At 52.2% G+C, this 20316-nt stretch carries 19 protein-coding genes and 1 other annotated feature; of the genes, 8 read left to right on the forward strand and 11 right to left on the reverse strand.

Annotated elements, in window-relative coordinates; genetic code table 11:
• Nucleotides 1–2 precede the first annotated feature (2 nt).
• Nucleotides 3–1349 carry a GumC family protein gene (locus tag SELR_RS13750; protein ID WP_014425820.1) on the reverse strand — a complete coding sequence of 449 codons (1347 nt, stop codon included), beginning with the start codon at nt 1347–1349 and terminating at the stop codon, nt 3–5.
• A gap of 179 nt (nt 1350–1528) precedes the next feature.
• Here SELR_RS13750 and SELR_RS17955 point away from each other — a divergent pair, with 179 nt between their 5' ends.
• Nucleotides 1529–1912, forward strand: a complete 384-nt coding sequence (locus tag SELR_RS17955) for a helix-turn-helix domain-containing protein (protein WP_014425821.1) — start codon at nt 1529–1531, stop codon at nt 1910–1912.
• Between the two features lie 44 nt (nt 1913–1956).
• Here the strand turns inward: SELR_RS17955 and SELR_RS13760 are convergent, their stop codons facing one another.
• The 9 genes from SELR_RS13760 to mqnE (SELR_RS13800) all read right to left on the reverse strand — a co-directional run bounded on the left by SELR_RS13760 (nt 1957) and on the right by mqnE (SELR_RS13800) (nt 11064).
• Entirely contained in the window at nt 1957–3297 is a 1341-nt protein-coding gene (locus SELR_RS13760; protein ID WP_014425822.1) for an MFS transporter, read from the reverse strand.
• A 58-nt stretch (nt 3298–3355) separates the two neighbouring features.
• Nucleotides 3356–3606: a binding site (T-box leader), on the reverse strand.
• 71 nt (nt 3607–3677) lie between these two features.
• Nucleotides 3678–3941, reverse strand: coding sequence for a Txe/YoeB family addiction module toxin (locus SELR_RS13765; protein WP_102013494.1), 264 nt, complete (start codon nt 3939–3941; stop codon nt 3678–3680).
• A 1-nt stretch (nt 3942) separates the two neighbouring features.
• Nucleotides 3943–4218 (reverse strand): type II toxin-antitoxin system RelB/DinJ family antitoxin, encoded by a 276-nt coding sequence (locus SELR_RS13770; RefSeq protein ID WP_014425824.1) that lies wholly within the window; start codon nt 4216–4218, stop codon nt 3943–3945.
• A 58-nt stretch (nt 4219–4276) separates the two neighbouring features.
• Nucleotides 4277–5959, reverse strand: a complete 1683-nt coding sequence (locus SELR_RS13775) for a vWA domain-containing protein (RefSeq protein ID WP_014425825.1) — start codon at nt 5957–5959, stop codon at nt 4277–4279.
• A 5-nt stretch (nt 5960–5964) separates the two neighbouring features.
• Entirely contained in the window at nt 5965–6888 is a 924-nt protein-coding gene (locus tag SELR_RS13780) for an AAA family ATPase (RefSeq protein WP_014425826.1), read from the reverse strand.
• Between the two features lie 26 nt (nt 6889–6914).
• Nucleotides 6915–7766 carry an MTAP family purine nucleoside phosphorylase gene (locus tag SELR_RS13785; protein ID WP_014425827.1) on the reverse strand — a complete coding sequence of 284 codons (852 nt, stop codon included), beginning with the start codon at nt 7764–7766 and terminating at the stop codon, nt 6915–6917.
• 78 nt (nt 7767–7844) lie between these two features.
• Entirely contained in the window at nt 7845–8870 is a 1026-nt protein-coding gene (gene mqnC, locus SELR_RS13790; RefSeq protein ID WP_014425828.1) for a cyclic dehypoxanthinyl futalosine synthase, read from the reverse strand.
• On the reverse strand, nt 8870–9955 hold the full coding sequence (mqnE, locus tag SELR_RS13795) for an aminofutalosine synthase MqnE (protein WP_014425829.1): 1086 nt from the start codon (nt 9953–9955) through the stop codon (nt 8870–8872). Before mqnE (SELR_RS13795) ends, mqnC begins: the two co-directional genes overlap by 1 nt.
• 11 nt (nt 9956–9966) lie before the next feature.
• Nucleotides 9967–11064 (reverse strand): aminofutalosine synthase MqnE, encoded by a 1098-nt coding sequence (mqnE, locus tag SELR_RS13800; RefSeq protein ID WP_014425830.1) that lies wholly within the window; start codon nt 11062–11064, stop codon nt 9967–9969.
• A 210-nt stretch (nt 11065–11274) separates the two neighbouring features.
• On the opposite strand from mqnE (SELR_RS13800), the gene SELR_RS13805 reads away from it, so the two are divergent.
• The 7 genes from SELR_RS13805 (at nt 11275) to SELR_RS17960 (ending at nt 19807) form a co-directional block, all read left to right on the forward strand.
• Nucleotides 11275–11520, forward strand: a complete 246-nt coding sequence (locus tag SELR_RS13805) for a hypothetical protein (RefSeq protein WP_014425831.1) — start codon at nt 11275–11277, stop codon at nt 11518–11520.
• Nucleotides 11521–11798: 278 nt separating this feature from the next.
• Nucleotides 11799–12161, forward strand: coding sequence for a PTS glucitol/sorbitol transporter subunit IIA (locus SELR_RS13810; RefSeq protein WP_014425832.1), 363 nt, complete (start codon nt 11799–11801; stop codon nt 12159–12161).
• A 152-nt stretch (nt 12162–12313) separates the two neighbouring features.
• Complete coding sequence (locus SELR_RS13815) at nt 12314–14374, forward strand: type 2 periplasmic-binding domain-containing protein (RefSeq protein WP_014425833.1); 2061 nt, start codon at nt 12314–12316, stop codon at nt 14372–14374.
• Between the two features lie 17 nt (nt 14375–14391).
• The gene (locus SELR_RS13820) at nt 14392–14832 is read left to right on the forward strand and encodes a response regulator (RefSeq protein ID WP_014425834.1); all 441 of its coding nucleotides are present in this window, start codon (nt 14392–14394) and stop codon (nt 14830–14832) included.
• Between the two features lie 2 nt (nt 14833–14834).
• Nucleotides 14835–16181 (forward strand): PTS transporter subunit EIIC, encoded by a 1347-nt coding sequence (locus SELR_RS13825; protein WP_014425835.1) that lies wholly within the window; start codon nt 14835–14837, stop codon nt 16179–16181.
• A complete protein-coding gene (locus SELR_RS13830) occupies nt 16171–17286 on the forward strand; it encodes a BMP family ABC transporter substrate-binding protein (protein WP_014425836.1) in 1116 nt (371 codons plus the stop codon). The genes SELR_RS13825 and SELR_RS13830 overlap by 11 nt, the downstream gene beginning before the upstream one ends.
• Nucleotides 17273–19807, forward strand: a complete 2535-nt coding sequence (locus SELR_RS17960) for an ATP-binding protein (RefSeq protein WP_014425837.1) — start codon at nt 17273–17275, stop codon at nt 19805–19807. The genes SELR_RS13830 and SELR_RS17960 overlap by 14 nt, the downstream gene beginning before the upstream one ends.
• A 1-nt stretch (nt 19808) precedes the next feature.
• On the opposite strand, the gene mscL is transcribed toward SELR_RS17960, so the two are convergent.
• Nucleotides 19809–20240, reverse strand: coding sequence for a large conductance mechanosensitive channel protein MscL (gene mscL, locus SELR_RS13840; RefSeq protein WP_041914448.1), 432 nt, complete (start codon nt 20238–20240; stop codon nt 19809–19811).
• Nucleotides 20241–20316: the final 76 nt, after the last annotated feature.

Genomic DNA, 20316 nt, shown 5'->3' on the forward strand with positions numbered 1-20316 from the left:
TGTTAAGCCTCTTCTCGTTTATACTGGATCAGGCCATATCCAAAGCTGATCAGGCAGCCGATTATAAAACCGATGCCTGTGATTAACACCTTCCTTGGCCCTGCTGGTCTGTTTACATCAGGCAAATTAGCTGAATCCACCACCTGTACATCCATGGAATCCATGGCCTGCTGGATGCGGTTTTGCTCGAACCGCGTTTGCAGATTGCTATAAATCTCTTCTTTTATTTTGGTATCCCGCTGCAGGTCCATGTAGTCCTGCACTTTTTGCGGGAACGCATCCAGTTTCTTTTGTTTTTCATCCCGGCGCTTTTCGATGGCCTCTTCACTGGCTTTGGATACGTCGATGGCTACCTGGGCGTTTATCTGTTCCTGTATCAATGCTGCCTGGGCAGGGGTAGATGTTGCATATTTAGAACCCACTACCGTATTCACCTCATTGGTCAGGCTTTGCTGCAGCTGGCTCAGCTGTTCCTGGGCACGGATAACTGCCGGATTTTCATCGGTGTATTTCTGCCGCAGACTGACAACTTCCAACTGTTTGGCCACAATCTTATCCCGCAGGCCCTGTACCGTGGGGTTGTCGCTAATCTGGAAGTTAATGCTTTTTGCCTTTACTTCGCCCAATTTCGCTGTTACGCTGTCTATCTTAACCTGATTGGCAGTCTGGCTTACTTTCATCTGGCCGATGGCTTCGTCAAAGGCGTTCATTTTATTCACCGCCGCCTTGGCCTGTTCATCCGGACTGTAAATGCCATGCTCCTGCTGGTAGCTGGCAAATTTATTGCGGGCTTCTTCCGCTTCTTTTTTGGCATTCTCGATACGCTCAGCCAGGAACTGCATCAGGATACTCTGAGTTTCCTTATTCATATCCGTCATCATCTGCAGGAAGTTATCCACCACATGCTGAGAGATCATCTGTGCTTCTTCCGGCGACTTACCCGTAGCCGTAACCGTGATAATATTGGTCTGCTTGACGTTCTCTATCTTCAGATTTTTCTTGGCAAAATCTTTGGGCAGCAGATTTTTTTTCTTGTCTTCATCCCAATCCAATTCGTCGATAATAGGTTGCAGAACGGTGTTGGACTTCATTAATTCCATATAATTCATGACAGGAGAAGTAGACGCTGCGCCCATCCCCATAGCCGCCATAGCCTGTGATGCTTCCGTAACACCAACACCTCTTACACGGGCTTGTACGGTAGTTGTAGATTCATAAGTCTTCGGCAGGGCAAAAGACACGATAAGGGCCAGTGCTGTACAGCCACCAACAATCTTGCCCACTGTCTTCTTGCGGTCAGCAAGAATGTGCATCAATCTGCCCAGATCAAGGCTCTCTTCATTTTCCATGCTTAAATTTCGCTCCTCATTGTGTCATTTTGTATTATGTTGCTTTTTTTGTCGCATTACGCAACTCCTATTATATGTTTCATATTGCCATAAGTCAATATAATGCGTTTCATTATGACACTATTTCTGCCCATAACGGAAATTCTTTCATATAATGAAGTAAGTTTTACACGCAAGGAGTGATTCGCATCGAAAACAAACTGCAAAACTTACGGGAACTGCATGATATGAAGCAGCAGGATGTAGCCAAAGCCTTAGGTGTCAGCCGTTCTACTTATGCCAATTACGAATCAGGCCGCCGTGCACCTGATATTGACACGCTGATGCGCTTAGCTGATATATACGGCATTACGCTGGACGAGCTGACCGGCCATCAAGTGAAGCCGGCCAATGGCATCAAGTTGACCAATCAGGCCATGCGCCTGCTCAAAAGTTTCAACCAACTGCCGGCCCCTGCCCAGGAATGGTATATTTCCCATATGGCCTTTGATGTTAAAGCCGTAAAATATTCACCAGAGCTGCAGCCCGCTGTTGTGGCAGAAAAATTAAACGCAAAAAAATAGGCATTCCGATCGCTATTGATCGAAATGCCTATTTTTTATATTTCTTATTCTACTGCCAATGCAGCTTCTTTTTCCTCCGCATTGAGCTGTGCCATATCCTTACGCACAGCACCGTTCCAATGATATTTCACCGTCAATACCAACAGGGCTGCGGCGGCCATGAAGGCGGCCATGATGTAGTAACCCCAGTCAAAGGCACCAGTTAGGCCATGTACCCAGGCCATCATATTGGGACCTACCCAGCCGCCGATATTGCCGCAGGAGTTAATGAGGGCCACGGATGCTGCGGCAGCGGGGCCGGTCAGGAAGGTGGTCGGTATCGTCCACCATACACCCATGGCGGCGTAGATGCCGATAGCAGACAGGCAGACCAGGAACAGGGCCATGCCCATGCTGCCGGCATGGGGAGACATGCCCAAGCCGATAGCACCTACGAGCAGAGCACCGGCCACATGCCAAACCTTGTCACCGGTTCTCGTGGAAGTATGGCCGATGATGACCTGTACCACCAGTGCTGCCAGCATAGGAATGGCGATGGCGCCGCCCAGCAGGGACGTAGACCAGCCGGACAGGCCTTTGAGGACGGTGGGCATCCAGAAGTTGAAGCCCCAGAAACCAACTACCCAGAGGAAATAAATCAGGCAGAGTTTCAATACCTTCGGTTCACAGAAAGCCTGCCAAACCGTATATTTCTTGACGCGGTGCATCGCGGCCTGTTCTTCTTCATATACCTTGTTCAGATAAGCCTTTTCCTCAGCATTGAGCCAATGTGCCTGATCCGGACGATCCTTCACGGCAAAGAAGAAATAGACGGCAAAGGCCAGTGCAGGAAGTGCTTCGAGAATGAAGAGTTCCTGCCAGCCATGCAGGCCGAACAGGGAAGTTTCCAACAGGACGCCGGCCAGGGGCGCGCCGATAATCGTAGAAATCAACAGGGACGTGAGCATCAGGGACGTTGCTCTGGCCCGCTCCCCGGCAGCAAACCAGCGCGGGAACAGGACCGAATAGATGACCGGATAGAGGCTGGCTTCAGAGGCACCCAGCAGGAACCGGCACAAGTAGAATTCCGACGGCGTTTTTACAAAGGCCATATACACGCACACCAATCCCCAGGTGAACATGATGCGGGCAATCCATTTCGTGGCGGAGAATTTCGCCGCCACTAGGGAACCGGGCACTTCAAAGATCAGATAACCCACGAAGAAAATACCGGCGCCCATACCGAAGATTTCCGGCGTGAGCCAGGGCATATCTGCTGTCATGGTCAGTTTCGCATAGGCCACATTGACGCGGTCAATGCAGGCGATAATGGATACCAGGAATACCGGCAGGATGATGCGCCAGTCCCGTTTCCGTTTGAGTTGTTGCAAGTCTACAGCTTCCATAATGATTCCTCCCTAAAATAATCATAATTCCATAATAAATAAAAAAAGTCCGTCCCTCGAAAGGGACGGACTCGTTTATCCGTGTTACCACCCAAATTCCCTGCCAAAACAGGGCACTCTGCTACGTACCATCATACGCGGCTCCTATAACGGGAAGCCCCCGTGACCACTTACTGGTTCCATCAGTAAAACCGTTCAGCGCCATGCCTCAAGGATGATTTTCCATTTCTGCTGGACTATCGGCTTACACCATACCCGATTCGCTAGGAGTCTGCCCGGAAATGTACTCTTTCCTCTCATAGACTGTATCTATCATGTGGATTGTTGTTTTCTTGAATACAAGTATTATCTTAGCACCGGAGTGTAAAGTTGTCAACCCATTATTTGTCCTGATAATGTCCCTTGCAAGAAAATAATATCAAATTCCCAGCTTCATCCGCATTATAAACCAGCCTATTTTTCTCGTCTATGCGACGGCTCCATGCAGGGTAATAGCGCAAGGGCTCCGGCTTGCCTTTGCCCTTGCGCAGACCATTGCGTTCAATATCCTTTATCAGCTCATTGATTCGCTTCAATGTTTTTTTATCCTCGACCTGCCATGACACATACTCGGACCAGGCTGTCGGAGTCCAAATGAGATTAATCTCAGACATCATCCACCTCTAACAATCTATGCTGCTGCCCCAAGCCTGCTTTATATTCAGCAAAACTACGATCGAGTTTTGCCATATATTCTGCATTATTGCGGGCCTGTTCTCGAATGGTGAATAAGTCTGATGGAACTGCATGATTGCGAACGATCGTCTTCAATAGCATAGAAACTACTGCAGAAGTCGTCAGTCCCAAATCTGCCAGGACCTTATCAGACTGGATTTTCAAATCCTCATCGATACGGATATTTATGGATTTTGTCGTTGCCATTTTACTCCCCTCCTTGACTTAATCTTAGCACATTGTACAGAAAAAGTATATACTATGCCTATATAATTTCTTTCTCCACTAAATCGCCCACCTTTTGCGCTAATGAAGACAGGTCTTGCAGGCAGATATAATCTTCTCCATAAATTCTGCTGGCGGCATCAGTCACTAATTTCGCGTCCATGACACTGTTGACCAGCGCCATAACCTGAAAGCCCTGCCGTTTAAGCTCCTTGACGCCCTGTGCTGCATCTGTAACCGCAGCTTCTCCTCCATAAAGGCTGGCTGGTTTTATCCCCTGTCTGGGTATATCATGGTCATCGCTGGGACTGGCATCGGTCAGGATAAAGATGATCTTTTTCCGAGGTTCCGCAGCCTTGCCCCAAAGTTCCGGAACCGCCCGCAAGGCCAGGCCATCGCGATTCCAGCCCTGCGTCTTGTAAGCCAGCAGCCCTTCTGCCGAACTTTCGCCAAAGTCCTTCAATCTTTGCAATACTGTGCAGCCGCCCTGACTGAAAAAGGCCACGGCCATCAAGGGAATCCCCGCCCGTCTTAAGGCCTCCGCAATCAGATAGGCCTGATTGGCGATAACCGCCTGCCTGCCCTGCCGGGAAGCGGAGGCATCCAACAGCAGCAACACGGAAAAATCGCTGTAATGGGCAGGCTCCAAGACGGAAAACACGCGGTTTTCCCCCATGACTGCGCCCCGCCAGATTCGTCCGGCAGCCAGCCGCCCGCTGCGAGCCGGCAGTTCCATGGGCTGACGATGTACCTGCAGTGCATTTTGCAATCGCCGGCTGAACTCGTTCAGCTCCGTACGGAATTGTACCTGATGCTGGGCAAAATATTCCTGATTCTCTGGCTGCACTTCGCCCTTTTCCGCTGTAAACCACAGGCGAACCTGCCCATGAACGCCCCGGCAAAGCACGCCTTCAAGACTTGCCCGACGCTCTGCGGTAAATAAGGCAGGTCCATAGCGGCGTGTCAGTTCCCCATCATCCGGCAAAGGATTTCCCTGCGCCGGCCAAAAGCTTTTGCTGTTTCCCTCCGCAATATTACCATTCAGCACCCAGCTTCCATTCCCCTCATCCCTATAGCGGCTATGTATAGGCAGCACCTTGAGCAGCAGTGCCTTAAGCGCTGGAGGCATTGCAAAGTGCATTACATTACGCGGATAGGTTTGCCAATGCCAACGGAAGAACTTGCAGATAATCCCTTCCATAGCGGCAATGATTTCCTCCGTGCTCATGTTGCCGGAAAAGGCAAGGGCTTTATATAATTTTCTATCCCAAGGATTGAGAAGATTTACTTTTTCTCCCAAGACTTCCCGGCAGCGGGCGCATTTGAGGCTATGGGCCAGTTCCTGCCGCATCATGAGTTGTTGAAAAGACAGGTCCACATCCTCCCGCAAAAACCGCTCAGCATGCTGGCGCCGCAAATCTTCCAATACCGGGCGCGCTGGCAGTTCCCGCGCATAGGCCGCCGACTCAAGTCCCAGCCAGAATAGTTCCGTATAAAGTTCCCCGAGCAGGGATTTATCCAACGTCCCCCGCAGATAGGCCGCAAGTTTTTCTGCATCATAATGACGGTGAACCAGCCCTACAATGGAATTGAGGTATAGATCCGGTTCACCGTCCTGATAGAACGCCAAAAACTCCGGCCGGAAGCCATAGGCTCCCGCCGCTGTCCAGACAATATTGAGAGCCCGCTTCTGCCGCAGGGCTCTGAGGGATTCATAAGCCATCGCCATCACCCCACGAAGAAATGTTCCCTGCCCCAATCCGCTGGCAGGCGCAGGGCGATGATATCCTCCACCAAGGCCCGTTCCTGACTGTCGAAGCATTTGCCGGTCAGTCCCATGGCGAGCGCCTGTCCCGCTGTAAGTCCCAGCCGGATAAGCCGCAGGGCTTTCAACAGGCCGCGCAGGTCCAACGCCCGGCCGGAGATTTCTTTGGCCTCGTACTTCTGCCGCAGGTCGAGGAACAGGGCGGCCAAAGTGCGGGCCATATCCGCCCGCAAAGCCGGGAATTCATACTGCAGCAGGGAAATCAGTTCAGCCTCCCCGGGTACGGGCATATGCAGCACCACGAAACGGGAGAGCAGGGCTTCGTTGAGTTCCCGGGTGCCGCCATAGCCATAGTTCATAGTGGCGATAAAGCGGGTGGCCGGATGCAGCTGCAAGCGTTCATAGCCTGGCACCTCCAACTGCCGCCGATGGTCCAGCAGGGAATGGAGCACTGCCAGCGCTTCGTTGCGGGCCATATTGATCTCGTCGAGAACGCAGATGCCGCCCGCCGTGACACATTCATGGACCGGGCCGGGACGGAAACAGACTTCTCCCCCCTTGAAGGTATCCATGCCAATCAGGTACGAAGCATCCACATCGATATGGAAAGACACATTCCAAATAGGTCTGCCCAGCAGCAACGCCAGATTCTCTGCCAGGATATTCTTGCCTGTGGCTTTAGGCCCTGTCAGCAGGAGATTTGCCCCCGCCAACAGAGCCGCTAAAGCTTCTTCTAATATTTCCTTGCCAAAATAGGGATAGCGGGGAACATTTACCGCCCGCTTCCCCTGCCAGGAATTTTCCTGCCGAAAGGACGCCGCCTGTGACAACAGCTCCCGCCGCAATCCCTGTTTACTGAAAAATGCCTGCATTTCCTCAACCGTCAAAGCAATCACCTCTCAGCTGCTAAAGCTTATCCCTTAGCTGAAACCTCGTTGTAGACGTCCTTGAGCAGGGTTTCCTTGCGCAGGGACAGGCATTCGCAATTGCGCTCGTCGGCATCCACATTGCGGATGGTTTCGAGGATGATCTCCCCGATCATGGGTGCATCATCGTAGAAGATATCCGCCATATCCTGATGGGACCATTTTTCCTTGATGCCCTCGCCGTAATTCACGGTGAAGTAGAGTCCTGCATAGCAGGCACCGATTTCCCGGGCCAGATAGACTTCCGGACAGATGCTCTGCCCCACGATATCGGCATGACCATTGAGCATGGCCACCTCGGCGGGGCTTTCAAAGTGTCGGCCATCGGTAACAGCATAGGTGCCGCGGATGAATACACGGCCATCAAAGCGCTTTTTCGTAGCGGCAATCAAAGCCTGCCGCATTTCCGGACACAGGGCCTCCCGCATGATGAGCAGATAGCGGCCATCCAACATCACGTCCTTGCGCACGGACATGTCCAGATAATCATCGGGGATGATGAAATCCCGCAGGTCCAGCAGCTTGTTGACGGTGCCCACGCCCCCTTCGGAGATGATGCGCTTGACACCGGCTTCCCGGAACACCCAGAATACCTGACGGGAAGCATCGGCCCGGGTGACGCCGCTGCGCCAGCCGTGCATCTTCACGGTCAGCACATGCTTTTCCCCCACCCGGAACAGGCGCATAGCAGGGCTTGCGCCATAGGGCGTATCGAAACGCAGATTATCTGCGAGAATCTCCACATCCTCATCCGGCACATTGGCCGGGAAGTTGCTGGATAATGTGCCCGAACCGCCCACTACGGCGTAGTCGGCGGCGGGAATCTTATTTTCACTCATATATAGTCCTCCGCAAGATTTTTTCTGGCAGCCCCTTTCGTCAGCCTGCGGCTGCCACCTCCCCCAAAGGGGGAGGCTTTAGAATCTTCTTATGATGTTATATTCTGTATCGCGTTGAGCAGGTTGTTTGCCTGCTCCTTTTATCATATCCACCATTTTCCGGATGGACATTTCATACTTGGTGCCGGCGGCCCGCACGACGTTTTCCTCCAGCATGATGCTGCCCAGGTCGTCAGCGCCGAAGCCCAGGGTCAGCTGGCCGATGCGCTCGCCCTGGGTTACCCAGGAACCCTGGATATGCTTGATATTGTCCATATAGAGCCGGGTGACGGCCAAGGTCTTCATATAGTCCCAGCCGCTGGTCTTTTCGCCGCCCAGTTCCGTATTGCCGGGCTGGAAGGTCCAGGTGATGAAGGCCCGGAAGCCGCCGGTCTTATCCTGTAGGCGGCGGATTTTTTCCATATGCTCGATGCGCTGGGCCATGGTCTCGCCGAAGCCGATGACCATGGTGGCGGTGCTTTCCATGCCGATGCTATGGGCACATTCCATGACATGGAGCCAATCCTCCGTCATGATCTTCTTGGGGCTGACGCGTTTCCGCACCTCGTCCACGAGAATTTCCGCCCCGCCGCCGGGCAGGCTGTCGAGGCCTGCTTCCTGCAGGCGTTTCAAAGTGTCCAGAATGGACAGTCCTGCCTGCTGGGCAAAATACTGGATTTCCGTGGCGGTAAAAGAATGGATGGTGATCTGGGGATATTTTGCCTTGATGCTGCGCAGCATATTTTCGTAATAATCCAGCCCCAAATCCGGGTACAATCCCCCCTGGATCATGACCTGGGTGCCGCCTGCCGCCACAGTCTCGCCGACTTTGGCCAGTATTTCTTCATTGCTCAGCAGATAGGCATCCTTGGACTCCTTGCGGCGGAAAAAGGCGCAGAATCTGCACTCATTCTTGCACACATTGGTGTAGTTGATATTACGGTCCACGATGAAGGTCACCGTATCATCAAAGAGTTTTTTTCGGGCTGCGTCAGCCTGGATGCCCAATTCGATAGGATTGCCACTGGTGAGCATCTGTATCCCTTGTTCTGCACTAAGCCGCATCAATCCTGCACCTCCCGGTAAAAAGTATCCCGCTGCACCGGCTCATAGCCCGTTTCCCGGATGAATTTCTCCAGATCCGCCCGGGTAATGCCCGTATTGGTCTTAGCTCCGGCGGCATGGATGATCTTCTCCTCGCCGATGGTGCCATCCAGATCGTCGGCACCAAAGCCCAATGCCAGTTGGGCAATGGGCATGGTCAACATGATCCAGAAGGCCTTGATATGGTCAAAATTGTCGAGAATCAGCCGGGACAGGGCCAGCATCTTCATATCTTCCCATGAACCCACGCGCTTCAGGCCGCGTTCCTCGCCCAATTCCGTATGCTCGGGATGGAAGGGGAACAACATAAAGGCCTGGAAGCCATTGGTCTCATCCTGCAAGTCCCGCAGGGTGAAAAGATGCTGCAAACGTTCCTCAATGGTTTCCACGTGACCGTACATAATGGAGGCATTGGTGCGGATACCCAGTTTGTGAGCCGTACGCATAACCTCCAGCCACTCAGCCGTAGTAGCTTTTTTCGGGCAGATAATTTCCCGCACCCGGTCGGAAAGGATCTCCGCCCCGCCGCCGGGCAGACTGTCAAGGCCAGCCTCCTTGAGTTCCGTCAGCACTTCCCCGATGCTCTTGCCGCTGATCTTGGCGAAGTTGACGATTTCCACAGGCGTGAAGGCCTTCACATCTGCCTCGGGCAAAGCCGCCCGCACCTGCTTGACGATATTCTTGTAATAGTCAAAATCCTTGTCCGGATGCAGGGCGCTGACAATATGGATTTCCGACAGGTTCTTCAAGTTTTTGGCACTGTCCAGGATTTTCGCCACATCATCCGTTTCCAACACAAAGCCCCGCTTGTCCCCGTCCTTGACCTGGAAGGCGCACAGCGGGCAGTTTGCACTGCAGATGTTGGTCAGATTGATATGGCGGTTTACGGTATAAAAAACCTTGTTGCCGCTCTTTTTCTCCTTCATGCGGCGGGCGCATTTGGCCAAAAAGAGCAGGTCATTATCTTCATACAAAGCCAAAGCGTCCGCCAAGGTCAGTCTGTCCCCGGCGGCAGCTTTGACGCGTGCTAATTTGATTTTGTCCATGCCGCCCTCCTTCAGTCAAACGTCCGCAGGATATTGAAGTTGCAGTCACAGGCTGCCGGAATCCGCCCGGCTTCCCGGATGATGCGGATGATCTTGTCTTCCGACAAAGCCCGGGGGCTGGTGGCTCCGGCATCGTGGAGAATGGTCTCCTTATGGATGGTACCGTCGATGTCGTTGGCCCCAAAGCCCAAAGCCACCTGGGCCACGGGCACGGTCAACATCACCCAGTAGGCCTTGATATTGGTGAAATTATCCAGCATTAAGCGGGAAATGGCCATGGTGCGCAGATCGTCCCACATGCTGGTCTGCTTCACCCGCTGTCCCAGTTCCGTGTTTTTCGGCAGGAAGGGGAAACAGATAAAGGTCTGGAAGCCCCCGGTCTCATCCTGCAATTCCCGCAGTCGCAGAAGATGATCCACCCGTTCCTCCAAAGTCTCGATATGACCATAGAGCATGCTGGCATTGGACTTGATGCCCAGCTTGTGAGCCGTGCGGGCCACCTCCAGCCACTCGTCCGCCGTGGCCTTGTTGGGACAGAGCTCATAGCGGATGCGGTCAGAGAGGATTTCCGCCCCGCCGCCGGCAATGGCCTGCAGGCCGCCCTCATCCCGCAGGCGGATCAGCACCTCTTCCACGGACAGTCCGGAAATCTGGGCAAAATGGGTGATTTCCACACCGGTAAAGCCCTTGATATACAGATTCGGATAAGTTTCGTGAATGGCTTTGACAATGCCCAGATAATGGTCAAAACTCCAGGTAGGATGCAGTCCGCTGACGATATGGAGCCCCGCCAGATTGGGATCCTGCATGGCATCGGCCACCACGCCCAAGGCCTGTTCACGGCTCAGGGCATAAGCGCCTTCGTCTTCGGCTTTCCGGCCGAAGGCACAGAATTTGCACCCCGAAGTGCAGATATTGGTCAGATTCACATGACAGTTGACATTGTAATAAACGATATCCCCGCATTTACGCTTCCGTACCATGTCGGCCATGGCACCCAGCCAGGCAATATCGTGGCAGTTAAAGAGGCGCACCCCATCTTCCCGGGTAAGCCGCTCGCCTTGCATGATTTTCTCTTCTATATCCCTATAGTTTTCCGCAGCTAACATTTCCGTCCTCCCAATTTAAAACATACTCTAATAGTATATCACTAATATTGTATTTAATATACAACAAACTTCACTAATAAAGTTGACTATGATAATTTTTTAATCAAACTTTAATCCATTTCTTCTTGTATTTTAATGTTTCCCGCCTATAATAAAGCCTGTAGTTAAGATTTCAACAACTTCAATTCAGAAGCAAAGGAGAGATGCCACATGTTTAGCAAGAAAAATGTTAAACTGACTGCCATCGCCCTTGCCGGATTCGTAAGCCTGGGGATTGGCGGAGTCACGGCGAGCGCGGCACAGGCCAGCCCCTTCCATATGGGGCATGATTATGAAGTGCAGGAGCTTGCTCACAAGCATCACCGCTATCATCCCAAGAAATATTCCGAAGGTGACCGCAATACGGCAGCTATCGCTGGCGCCATTGTCGGGGCAGTCATTGCCAAGAACACCTGATTATCACTTTTCGTAATTCTTCTCTTCCCTAAAGAAGAATTAACATACATTCGATTCCTAAATTCTCTAATTCTCTAATCTCTGAAAAAGGACATGCCCCCACAGCATGTCCTTTTTCGTTGTCTATCAACCCCCCTATATGATAAAAAATGCAAAATGCGACAAATGTCTTGGTTTTTTCACGCTAAAATATGATATAATATAGATTAACTCAATATGAGCTTAGGAATGAATGAAGTTAACAGAAGGTATGTGTATCTGTAGGAGGAACGAACAGCATGGACATTAAGTACGACGTAACCATTACGGCCATCGGCAATCTGGCCAAGACCTTTCTGACCAACAACAACAGCGCCATCCTGTTGGACGAAGGCATCCGCCCCAACCTGTCCGACATGGTATTGGAACACACTCCGGGCAAGCTGGAAGAGGATATCAAGAAGGGTGACAAACTGCTGATGGGCGGCATCAAGTTCAACATTGAAAAAGTTGGCGACGCCGTTAACCAGAACCTGCGTGAAGAGGGCCATTGCACGTTGGTCTTCAACGCCGAAGGTTCCATGCCCGGCCAGATCATCCTGAAAGGCCCCAGCCTCCCCGTACTGACCGTCGGCGCACATATCACCTTTACCAAAAAATAATATCTGTTTTCACCAGCCCTCCGGGGCTGTTTTTTTTTGCCTGCCCCGGCAGGATTCTGACCTGTCAAAAGCGAAAGTATTTTTATCTTGTGATGACGGATTATTGCCGTTATTATTTTTGGATAATTGTGACATATACAGGAGACGGGTATATGGGAAATTTTGCACGCACAGGACGCGTCATCCTGCTATTACTTTCGCTCTTGACGCTTTGCCTGCCCACCAGCAGGGCTGCCACGGAAACTTTGCAGGTTGGCTATGTGCCCGGCACCGGCTTTCTGGAAGAGGACCGGCCCGGCCATATGCAGGGCAATGGCTATGAGTATATGGAATTCCTCTCTAATTTCCTGGGCGTAGAGTTCACCTATGTGCCCTGCGTCAACTGGTGGGAGGCAGGCGCGAAATTAGCCCGTGGAGAAATCGACCTGTTGCCGGCCATGCCCGGAGATTACAAAACCCTGCCTTTTGCCCGGCGCACCGACCATGTCATCGCCCGCTTCCCCATGGAACTGGTGGTACAGGATAATTTCAGCGGCGGGCCGGTGAAGATCGGCACGCTGGACTACAACTATCCCCTACCGAGTCTACCCAAAGTGGCCAGTGAACACGGCTTCACCTATGAGCTGATTACCTTCAACGATCCCACAACAATGAAAAAAGCCTTTATGAATCATGAGATTGACGGCTGCGTGCAGCCCCTGCTCCATCCCGGCAAAAAAGAACGGGTACTGGCTCTGTTTGACCGGGTAAGTTACCGGCTGCTGGTCCGGCCGGAAGCCCCGGAGCTCTTTGCCCGGGTGAACGCCGCCCAGGACAATCTGTTGCTGAACCAGCCCAATATCCGCAATCGCCTCAACGACAAATACGAGCGGGCCAAGGGCTTCCCCTTGGTCCTGTCCCCGGCGGAAAAGGCCTATCTACAAGATAAGAAAGTGCTCCGGGCTGCCGTCTTCATCAAAGCAAAACCCTATATGAGCAAAGACAGCCACGGGAATTGGACCGGTGCCACCCAGGCTCTGCTGAACCAGCTGGAAAAGGATTTGGATATCAAAGTGGAACTGGTCGAGACGGACTCACTGGAAGAAATAACCCGCTGGCTGAAACGCGGCAATCTCGATATCGTCGCCGATGTTCCCTGTGATTTCAGCTGGCTGAACGGCCTGGGGCTATTGCCCACCCAATCCTATATGGATACTGACTTTGTGGCCGTCAGCCGGCATGGAATTTCCCTGCCGGATAAGCCCAAAGTAGCGGCAGTAGAAAAGATGTTCGAAACAGACAATTTTATCAAGGTCACGTACCCCGAAGAACAAATCATCTATTATGGCAGCTGGGCGGAATGTTTCCAAGCCGTCAGCAACGGACTGGCCGACCTCACCTATGCCCCCCGGGCTGCTGTTCCCCCCCTTATCCAGACAGCAGCAGCCTACAATCTGTCCGCCGATACGGAAACCGTATTTCGGAATAGCATCAGTATCGGCGTAGCCCGTGAAGCTGATATTCGCCTATGGCAAATACTGAATAAGGAAATCAATCATCTGCCCCCCCGGCTTCTGTCCGAAGCTTTGAATCATGGTTCCCATGAACACATCCAACAGCTGAGTCCCCGCTATCTGCTATATCATTATCCCCTGCAGGCAGCCACCACGATTTTCCTGACCATGACCGCCATCATGGGAATCATTTACTATCGCTCCCGATCCCAACGCCAGCAGCTGGCAGAGCTGGAGCGGCTGGCTTACACCGACAGACGCACCCAGCTGCCAAATCTGCTGGCACTGGAACAAAACCTGCCGCACAGTCTGCTGCGCCTGCAGCAGCAGACCACAGGAAGCGCCTGTTATGTGGTAGTCCTGACCGCCCATATAAGTGATTTTGCTGACCTATATGACAGCGAACTTTTGACCAGGTCCCAGCTGGAAGCAGCCAATGTACTGAATGATAAGGACTGGGTACTGGCAACTGCCGCAGGTATGGACCCAGGGGAACTTATCTGCCTGTGCGCCGCAGTCAGCAGCCAGACATTGGCTAAATTCATCGCCGATCTGCTGACGGATTTTCATGAGCAGCCCCTGACCTGGCTGGGGGGCATCTGCCCCCTGGCAGACACAACGCTGGAGCTAGCCGCCCAGCGGGCAACTCTGGCCTGCCATTATGCCAGCGCCGACACCGGCTGGGTAAAACTTTGGCAGCCGCAATGGGAAAATGAATGATCTGAGGAGGAATCGAGATGAACAAGTTACCGGTTATTTTGATAGTAGATGACGATGATATGAACATTGCCATGGCCAAAAGCATTCTGGAAAATAATGTCCGCGCCGAAATCATCACCGCCAGCAGCGGTAACAAATGCCTGGATATCCTGAGCTATCGCCAAGGCGCTATCGATCTGATTCTCCTGGATATCGCCATGCCCGGCATGGATGGCCTGCAAACGCTAAGCGTTATCCGCAAGAATCCCGCCTACAAAAATATGAAAGTCATCTTCCTCACCGCAGCAGCTGATAAGAATACCATTGTCAAGGCCAGCCAGCTGAAAGTAGATGATTATGTAAAGAAACCCTTTGTGCCCGCTGACCTGATTGCCCGGGTAAAAAAACACATGTTCGCGCCTGTTAATAATGCCCAAGTCGACGATATCTTCAAAGCTCTGGACAAACTGGGGTTATAACCATGGCTGCCCGCAGTGACATTCCGGGGCCGCAGCAACGCGGCGGACTCCTGACCGGTCTTATCATTCCGCTGACCCGCCAGCTGCGGCAGATCACCTATCTGCAGGCCATTCAGGAAACCTTCTGCCTGCTCATGCCCTTTATCATCCTGCTGACGTTGCTGCAAATGCTTGGCTGGCTCGTCCTTAACCCGGCAGGCCCCCTGCTGGGAGAGGATGGGCTGGGATTGGGCAGTCTGCTCACCGGGGGACTTCATGGCCAAACCTATCGGGAATCTGCTTTTTTCCTCAATAGCGCCCGGCTGAGGGACTATCTGGATATTACCAACGTGCTGTTTTCCCTGCTCTTTGCCCTGGTTCTGTCCATGAAGCTGGCCCGCCTTTGGCAGGGACAGGAAACAATGTCCATGTTATGCACCGCCTCTGCCTATCTTTTTTTTATTACGGCCATTTCGCCCAATGTGCATGAACTAAACCATTACTTCATGGGACGAGGCTTCTTTCTGGCACTTCTGATGGCCACCTGCAGTACCTGGCTTTTCTGCCATCTCGCCCGGATACAATATCTGGAGCTGCCATTGGTTCGAAGCCTGCCATTATCCATGAACACTTCGACAAAACTTTTTCTGCCCCTTGTCATCACATTGCTGGCCTCACTGCTGGCAGTCCTGGGCTGGATTGATCTGGAACATTCCGTTCTGTCCCTGCCCACGCTGCTGGCTGCTCAACTGAATGGGAACCTCCCCCAGACACCTGCCGCAGCCATTCTCTATGAATTGACCCGCCGGTTCCTGTGGTGGCTGGGCCTCAATGGCAGCAGCTTCACCTTTTTTTGGCAGGAAGCTTTCTATGCCCCTGCCCAGCTGGCCAACGAAGTGGCTGCCGGAAAATACATCTTTACCACGGAATTCTTTGATGCCAACTCCATCTCCCTGTTAGGGCTGGCCATCTCCATTTGGGTCTTTGCCTCCCGGCAAAGACTGCGCACATTATCTGCCTGCTGTTTTCCCACATTGCTGCTCTCCATCAACGAGCCCTTCCTCTTTGCCCTGCCCATCGTGCTCAATCCCATGTTTCTCATACCCTATCTGCTGGCTCCCGTCCTCAATGTCTACATCGGCTATCTGGCCATTAACTGGGGGATTGTCCCCCTATTCCGTTATACAGTGGAATCTGCCGCCCCGGTATTCCTGCAGGGCTGGCTGGCCACTGGAGATGTAATGGGCGCAGTACTGCAGCTGGTTTGGCTGAGCCTGGACATTGTCATCTACACCCCCTTTGTGATTATTTTCAACCTGCTGACGCAGGAAGAGGATCTGCGGGAGGAGGCCACGCCCCATGAAGCTTAGCAGTCATGATTTGCTGAAACGGCGTTTTATCGCTTTTGTCATCCTGCAGGCCGCCCTTCTCTGCCTGGCCATTTTTCTTTCCATTAATTATTTCGGTTCCGATATATTGGCACGGCGTGAGGGCGTAGGACTGATACTGGCCAGCCCCAAGGAAGCCGCTGGCTGGCCTCAGGAAATGTACCAGGGACTGCAGAAGGCCTGTAACCAGCGGGGCTACAATCTCTACATTGAAGACAATGTAAACAGCAGTGACAACAGTCTGCCCCAAGTCACGGATAAGCTCATAAAAAAAGGTGTCAAAAAAATTTTTCTGGCCAATCCCGGCTACCAACATGATCTGGAAACTATTGCCCGCAAATATCCCCAAATTGACTTTTATGCGAATTCCGTAGGCGAAGCGATTTCCGACCAGATATTCAATTACTCCGTCCGCTACTATGAAGTGCGGTATCTGGCGGGAATTTTGGCGGGCCTCCATACACAGACCGGCATCGTAGGCTATCTCGCCCCCTTCCCGGCTTTGGAAACCCGCCGGGATGTCAATGCCTTTGCCCTGGGTGTGAAAAAAGTCCGCCCCGATGCCCGCATTCTGGTGCAATGGACAGGACAGTGGATTTCCCCGGAAAAGGAAAATCAGGCCCTTTACATCCTGAAACATGAAGGAGCCGATGTTGTCACCTATTTTGCTGCCTCCCAGCAGCTGGCCCAAACAGCAGCCTCCTTAGGACTTGACTATATTGACTTCCATGGCGGCGGACTGAAACTGCCTCCTCACTGTCTGGCAGCCATCGAAACCGACTGGCAGAAAGTCTATGACAAATTGCTGCGAATCGATGTCAAAAAAAACACCACCAAAGTCTTCTGGCAGGGCATGCTGGATGACGTTATTACCCTGCGCCTGGTGCCTGGCCTTTCGCCCCAGGAGGAAGCCATGGTCATCCGCACCCGCCAGGAACTGGAAAAGGGCTATCATGTTTTTTCCGGTGAAATCATCGACCGGGAAGGTCATGTACGCTGTACAGAAGGTGAAGTTATTGCCCATAACAGCCTGCGGGAAAAAATGGACTGGCTGGTGAAGGGAGTGGAAATCATTGAAGCAAAATAATCTGGCGGAACCTGCCAGTCCGGAAAAACGCATGCTCACCTTCGCCATGCACCTGTTAGGCCGGTTCCTGCTCTTTCTGGCCATCCTTATCTTTATCGGCATGGCTCTGCAAAGCAAGATGAACGAATCACTCAACCACGAAGTGGAAAAGTTCAACCTCAACCAGGCAGGATTGCGCAGCTTTGTTTACCATAACCTGCTGCGAGGGGAAATGGAGGAATTGAACAAGATTGCCCAGTTGATAGCTACCCATAAAATCACCCCGGAAAATGGCGTGCAGTTCATCAGCGGTCAGGGCTATCTGGGCGGCCTGTTGGATATCAATGGCCAGAGCCTGCAGGGTGTCACCCTGCCCCCGGAAGCCCGTCTGCAATGCGCCCGTACCCTGCAGGGTGCCCCCAGCTGGTGCTATTACAAGGACATAGGGCTGGTGGTGATGGTGCCCGTCTACGAAGGCACTACCGTACGCCATGTCCTGTGCCGGCTGCACTCGGAAAGCGCCCTGCACGACACCAACTCCCCTTTCCATTTTTCTGACCAGCAAGAAAAAGAAAAATTCCTCATCTATGACTTGAATACCCAACGGGTGGTTATTCCCTTTGACAAATACCGCTATAGCGACTTCTATGATGCCGATAAGGATGCCCCGCTGGGGCTTGATCAACTGCTGGCCAAAATGGAGCAAAGCCGGGAGGCCTCCATTTTCGATCCCGACCTGAATGAGGATTACGTGCTCTATGCCGCCCCCATCCCCGAGACCAGCTTTATCATCATCGGCTATCACGAATGGCGTTCTGTTGTCACCGGCATCACCAATATCCACCGCATTGTCCTTTGGGTGTTCGGCCTGCTGATGGTTCTGTTCTGCGTCTTTATCCTCTATACCTTTGCCAACCAGGTAGCCGCCGAGGAAAGCTCTGCCCTGCGGGAAGCCCGGGACGAAGCCCTGCGGGCCAATCAGGCCAAAAGCGACTTCTTAGCCAATATGAGCCACGAAATCCGCACGCCCCTGAATGCCATTCTGGGCATGAACGAGATGATTATGCGGGAGGCCGGCGGCAACCTCAAGAAATATGCCTTTAACGTGAAAAGTGCCGGCGAAACCCTGCTGTCCATCATCAATGACATTCTGGATTTTTCCAAAATCGAATCCGGCAAAATGGAAATCGTCCCTGTCAGCTACGCTCTAAGCTCCGTACTCAACGATCTTTACAACATGGTGAGCTACAAGGCCGGACAGAAAGGGCTGGAATTCAAAATGAATGTGGATGCCACTATCCCCGACGCCCTATACGGCGACGAAGTGCGTCTGCGTCAGGTAGTTGTGAACATCCTCAACAATGCTGTCAAATACACCCCCAAAGGCAGTGTCACCTTCACCGTCAAAGCCACCGAGCAAACTGAGCACAGCCTGTATTTGGAATTTATCGTCCAGGATACAGGCATTGGCATCCGGGAAGAGGATAAAGAAAAACTCTTCGGCAAATTCCAGCGGCTGGATCTGGAAAAAAACCGCAATATTGAAGGCACTGGCCTGGGGCTGGCCATTACCGTGCGGCTGACAGAAATGATGGCCGGCACCATCTCCATGGACAGCGTCTACGGCGAAGGCAGCACCTTCACCGTCCGCCTTCCCCAGCTGGTGGAAAAAGAAGATCCCATTGGCGATTTCAATGTCCGCATCGAGGCCGCCCTGCAGGATGAAAAAGGCTATCAGGAAAGCTTTACAGCTCCCACAGCCCATATTCTCGTAGTGGACGACAACGACATGAACCTTATGGTAGTCAAAAGCCTCCTGGAAAAAACCCGCATCAACATCCATACTGCCTGCAGCGGTAAAGAATGTTTGCAGCTGATCCAGGACAACCACTATGACCTCATATTCCTGGATCACATGATGCCGGAAATGGACGGCCTGGAAACCCTTGCCCGGGCGCAAAAACTCATTACCAGCCAATGCAAGGATACACCTTTTGTCGCCCTTACAGCCAATGCCGTGGCCGGGGTGAAGGAAATGTTTCTGAGAAAAGGCTTCCACGACTACCTATCCAAACCCGTAGATGGCAAAACACTGGAAGCCATGGTGGCAAAATATCTGCCTCCAGAAAAAATTATCCCGAGCAGCGGAACAGCCACTAATGCCGCTGCCAATGAACAAATCGATCTGGAAACGGCCATGAACTACTGCGGCAATGATGAGGATATGCAGAAAAAATTCCTCACCATGTTCGTCTCCCGCCGGGAAGCTGTCAGCGCGCAGCTGGACAACGATCTGGCTGCGCAAAACATCGCCGACTACACCACCCACGTCCATGCCCTGAAATCCACCGCCCTGTCCATTGGCGGCGTAAAGCTTTCCGAATGCGCTAAGGCCTTGGAAATGGCAGGACATGCATACTGTGACGGGCCGGAAAATGAAAAAGACAGCCAGCTGGCATATATCCAAACCCACCATCAGGAGGCTTTGGAACTATACCAGCGACTGTCTCAGGAAGCCAAAGAACGCTTTGGCGTGGAATAAATCACAGATCAGAAGTACAATGGGGGCACTTCGTTGCCTCCTCGGGGATCTCCGTCTTGCAATAGGGACAGAGACGGGGATCCTTCTCCGGTTCTTCCTCTTTCTTCGGCATCAGGCGATTAACCTGTTTGATCAGCATAAAGATCGCAAAGGCCACGATCAAAAAGTCAATCACGGCATTCAGGAAAGAACCATACGCAATAACCGGCAAGCCAGCAGCTTTTGCCTCAGCCAAAGTCGCAGCCGGTGTGCCCGACAGATTGATAAACAGATTGGAGAAATCCACTTGCCCCAAAATGAGACCAATCGGCGGCATCAATACATCATTGACGAAGGAAGTCACAATCTTGCCAAAGGCAGCACCGATGATGATACCAACAGCCATATCGAGGACATTGCCCCGCATAATAAATTTCTTGAATTCTTCTACCATAGATAATCCCCCTCTATATAGAATAAATAACAACAATGACAGTATAACACATATACACGAAAAAAGCACCCTTACG

It is taken from the genome of Selenomonas ruminantium subsp. lactilytica TAM6421, assembly GCF_000284095.1.
In the GTDB taxonomy this organism is placed as follows: Bacteria; Bacillota; Negativicutes; order Selenomonadales; family Selenomonadaceae; genus Selenomonas_A; species Selenomonas_A lactilytica.

Bases quoted from the DNA above. Each gene is read 5' to 3' on its own strand.
- SELR_RS13750 (WP_014425820.1), bottom strand. From the start codon at position 1,349: ATGGAAAATGAAGAGAGCCTTGATCTGGGCAGATTGATGCACATTCTT.
- SELR_RS13760 (WP_014425822.1), bottom strand. From the start codon at position 3,297: ATGGAAGCTGTAGACTTGCAACAACTCAAACGGAAACGGGACTGGCGC.
- SELR_RS13770 (WP_014425824.1), bottom strand. From the start codon at position 4,218: ATGGCAACGACAAAATCCATAAATATCCGTATCGATGAGGATTTGAAA.
- SELR_RS13775 (WP_014425825.1), bottom strand. From the start codon at position 5,959: ATGGCTTATGAATCCCTCAGAGCCCTGCGGCAGAAGCGGGCTCTCAAT.
- SELR_RS13785 (WP_014425827.1), bottom strand. From the start codon at position 7,766: ATGAGTGAAAATAAGATTCCCGCCGCCGACTACGCCGTAGTGGGCGGT.
- mqnC (WP_014425828.1), bottom strand. From the start codon at position 8,870: ATGCGGCTTAGTGCAGAACAAGGGATACAGATGCTCACCAGTGGCAAT.
- mqnE (WP_014425829.1), bottom strand. From the start codon at position 9,955: ATGGACAAAATCAAATTAGCACGCGTCAAAGCTGCCGCCGGGGACAGA.
- mqnE (WP_014425830.1), bottom strand. From the start codon at position 11,064: ATGTTAGCTGCGGAAAACTATAGGGATATAGAAGAGAAAATCATGCAA.
- SELR_RS13805 (WP_014425831.1), top strand. From the start codon at position 11,275: ATGTTTAGCAAGAAAAATGTTAAACTGACTGCCATCGCCCTTGCCGGA.
- SELR_RS13810 (WP_014425832.1), top strand. From the start codon at position 11,799: ATGGACATTAAGTACGACGTAACCATTACGGCCATCGGCAATCTGGCC.
- SELR_RS13815 (WP_014425833.1), top strand. From the start codon at position 12,314: ATGGGAAATTTTGCACGCACAGGACGCGTCATCCTGCTATTACTTTCG.
- SELR_RS13820 (WP_014425834.1), top strand. From the start codon at position 14,392: ATGAACAAGTTACCGGTTATTTTGATAGTAGATGACGATGATATGAAC.
- SELR_RS13825 (WP_014425835.1), top strand. From the start codon at position 14,835: ATGGCTGCCCGCAGTGACATTCCGGGGCCGCAGCAACGCGGCGGACTC.
- SELR_RS13830 (WP_014425836.1), top strand. From the start codon at position 16,171: ATGAAGCTTAGCAGTCATGATTTGCTGAAACGGCGTTTTATCGCTTTT.
- mscL (WP_041914448.1), bottom strand. From the start codon at position 20,240: ATGGTAGAAGAATTCAAGAAATTTATTATGCGGGGCAATGTCCTCGAT.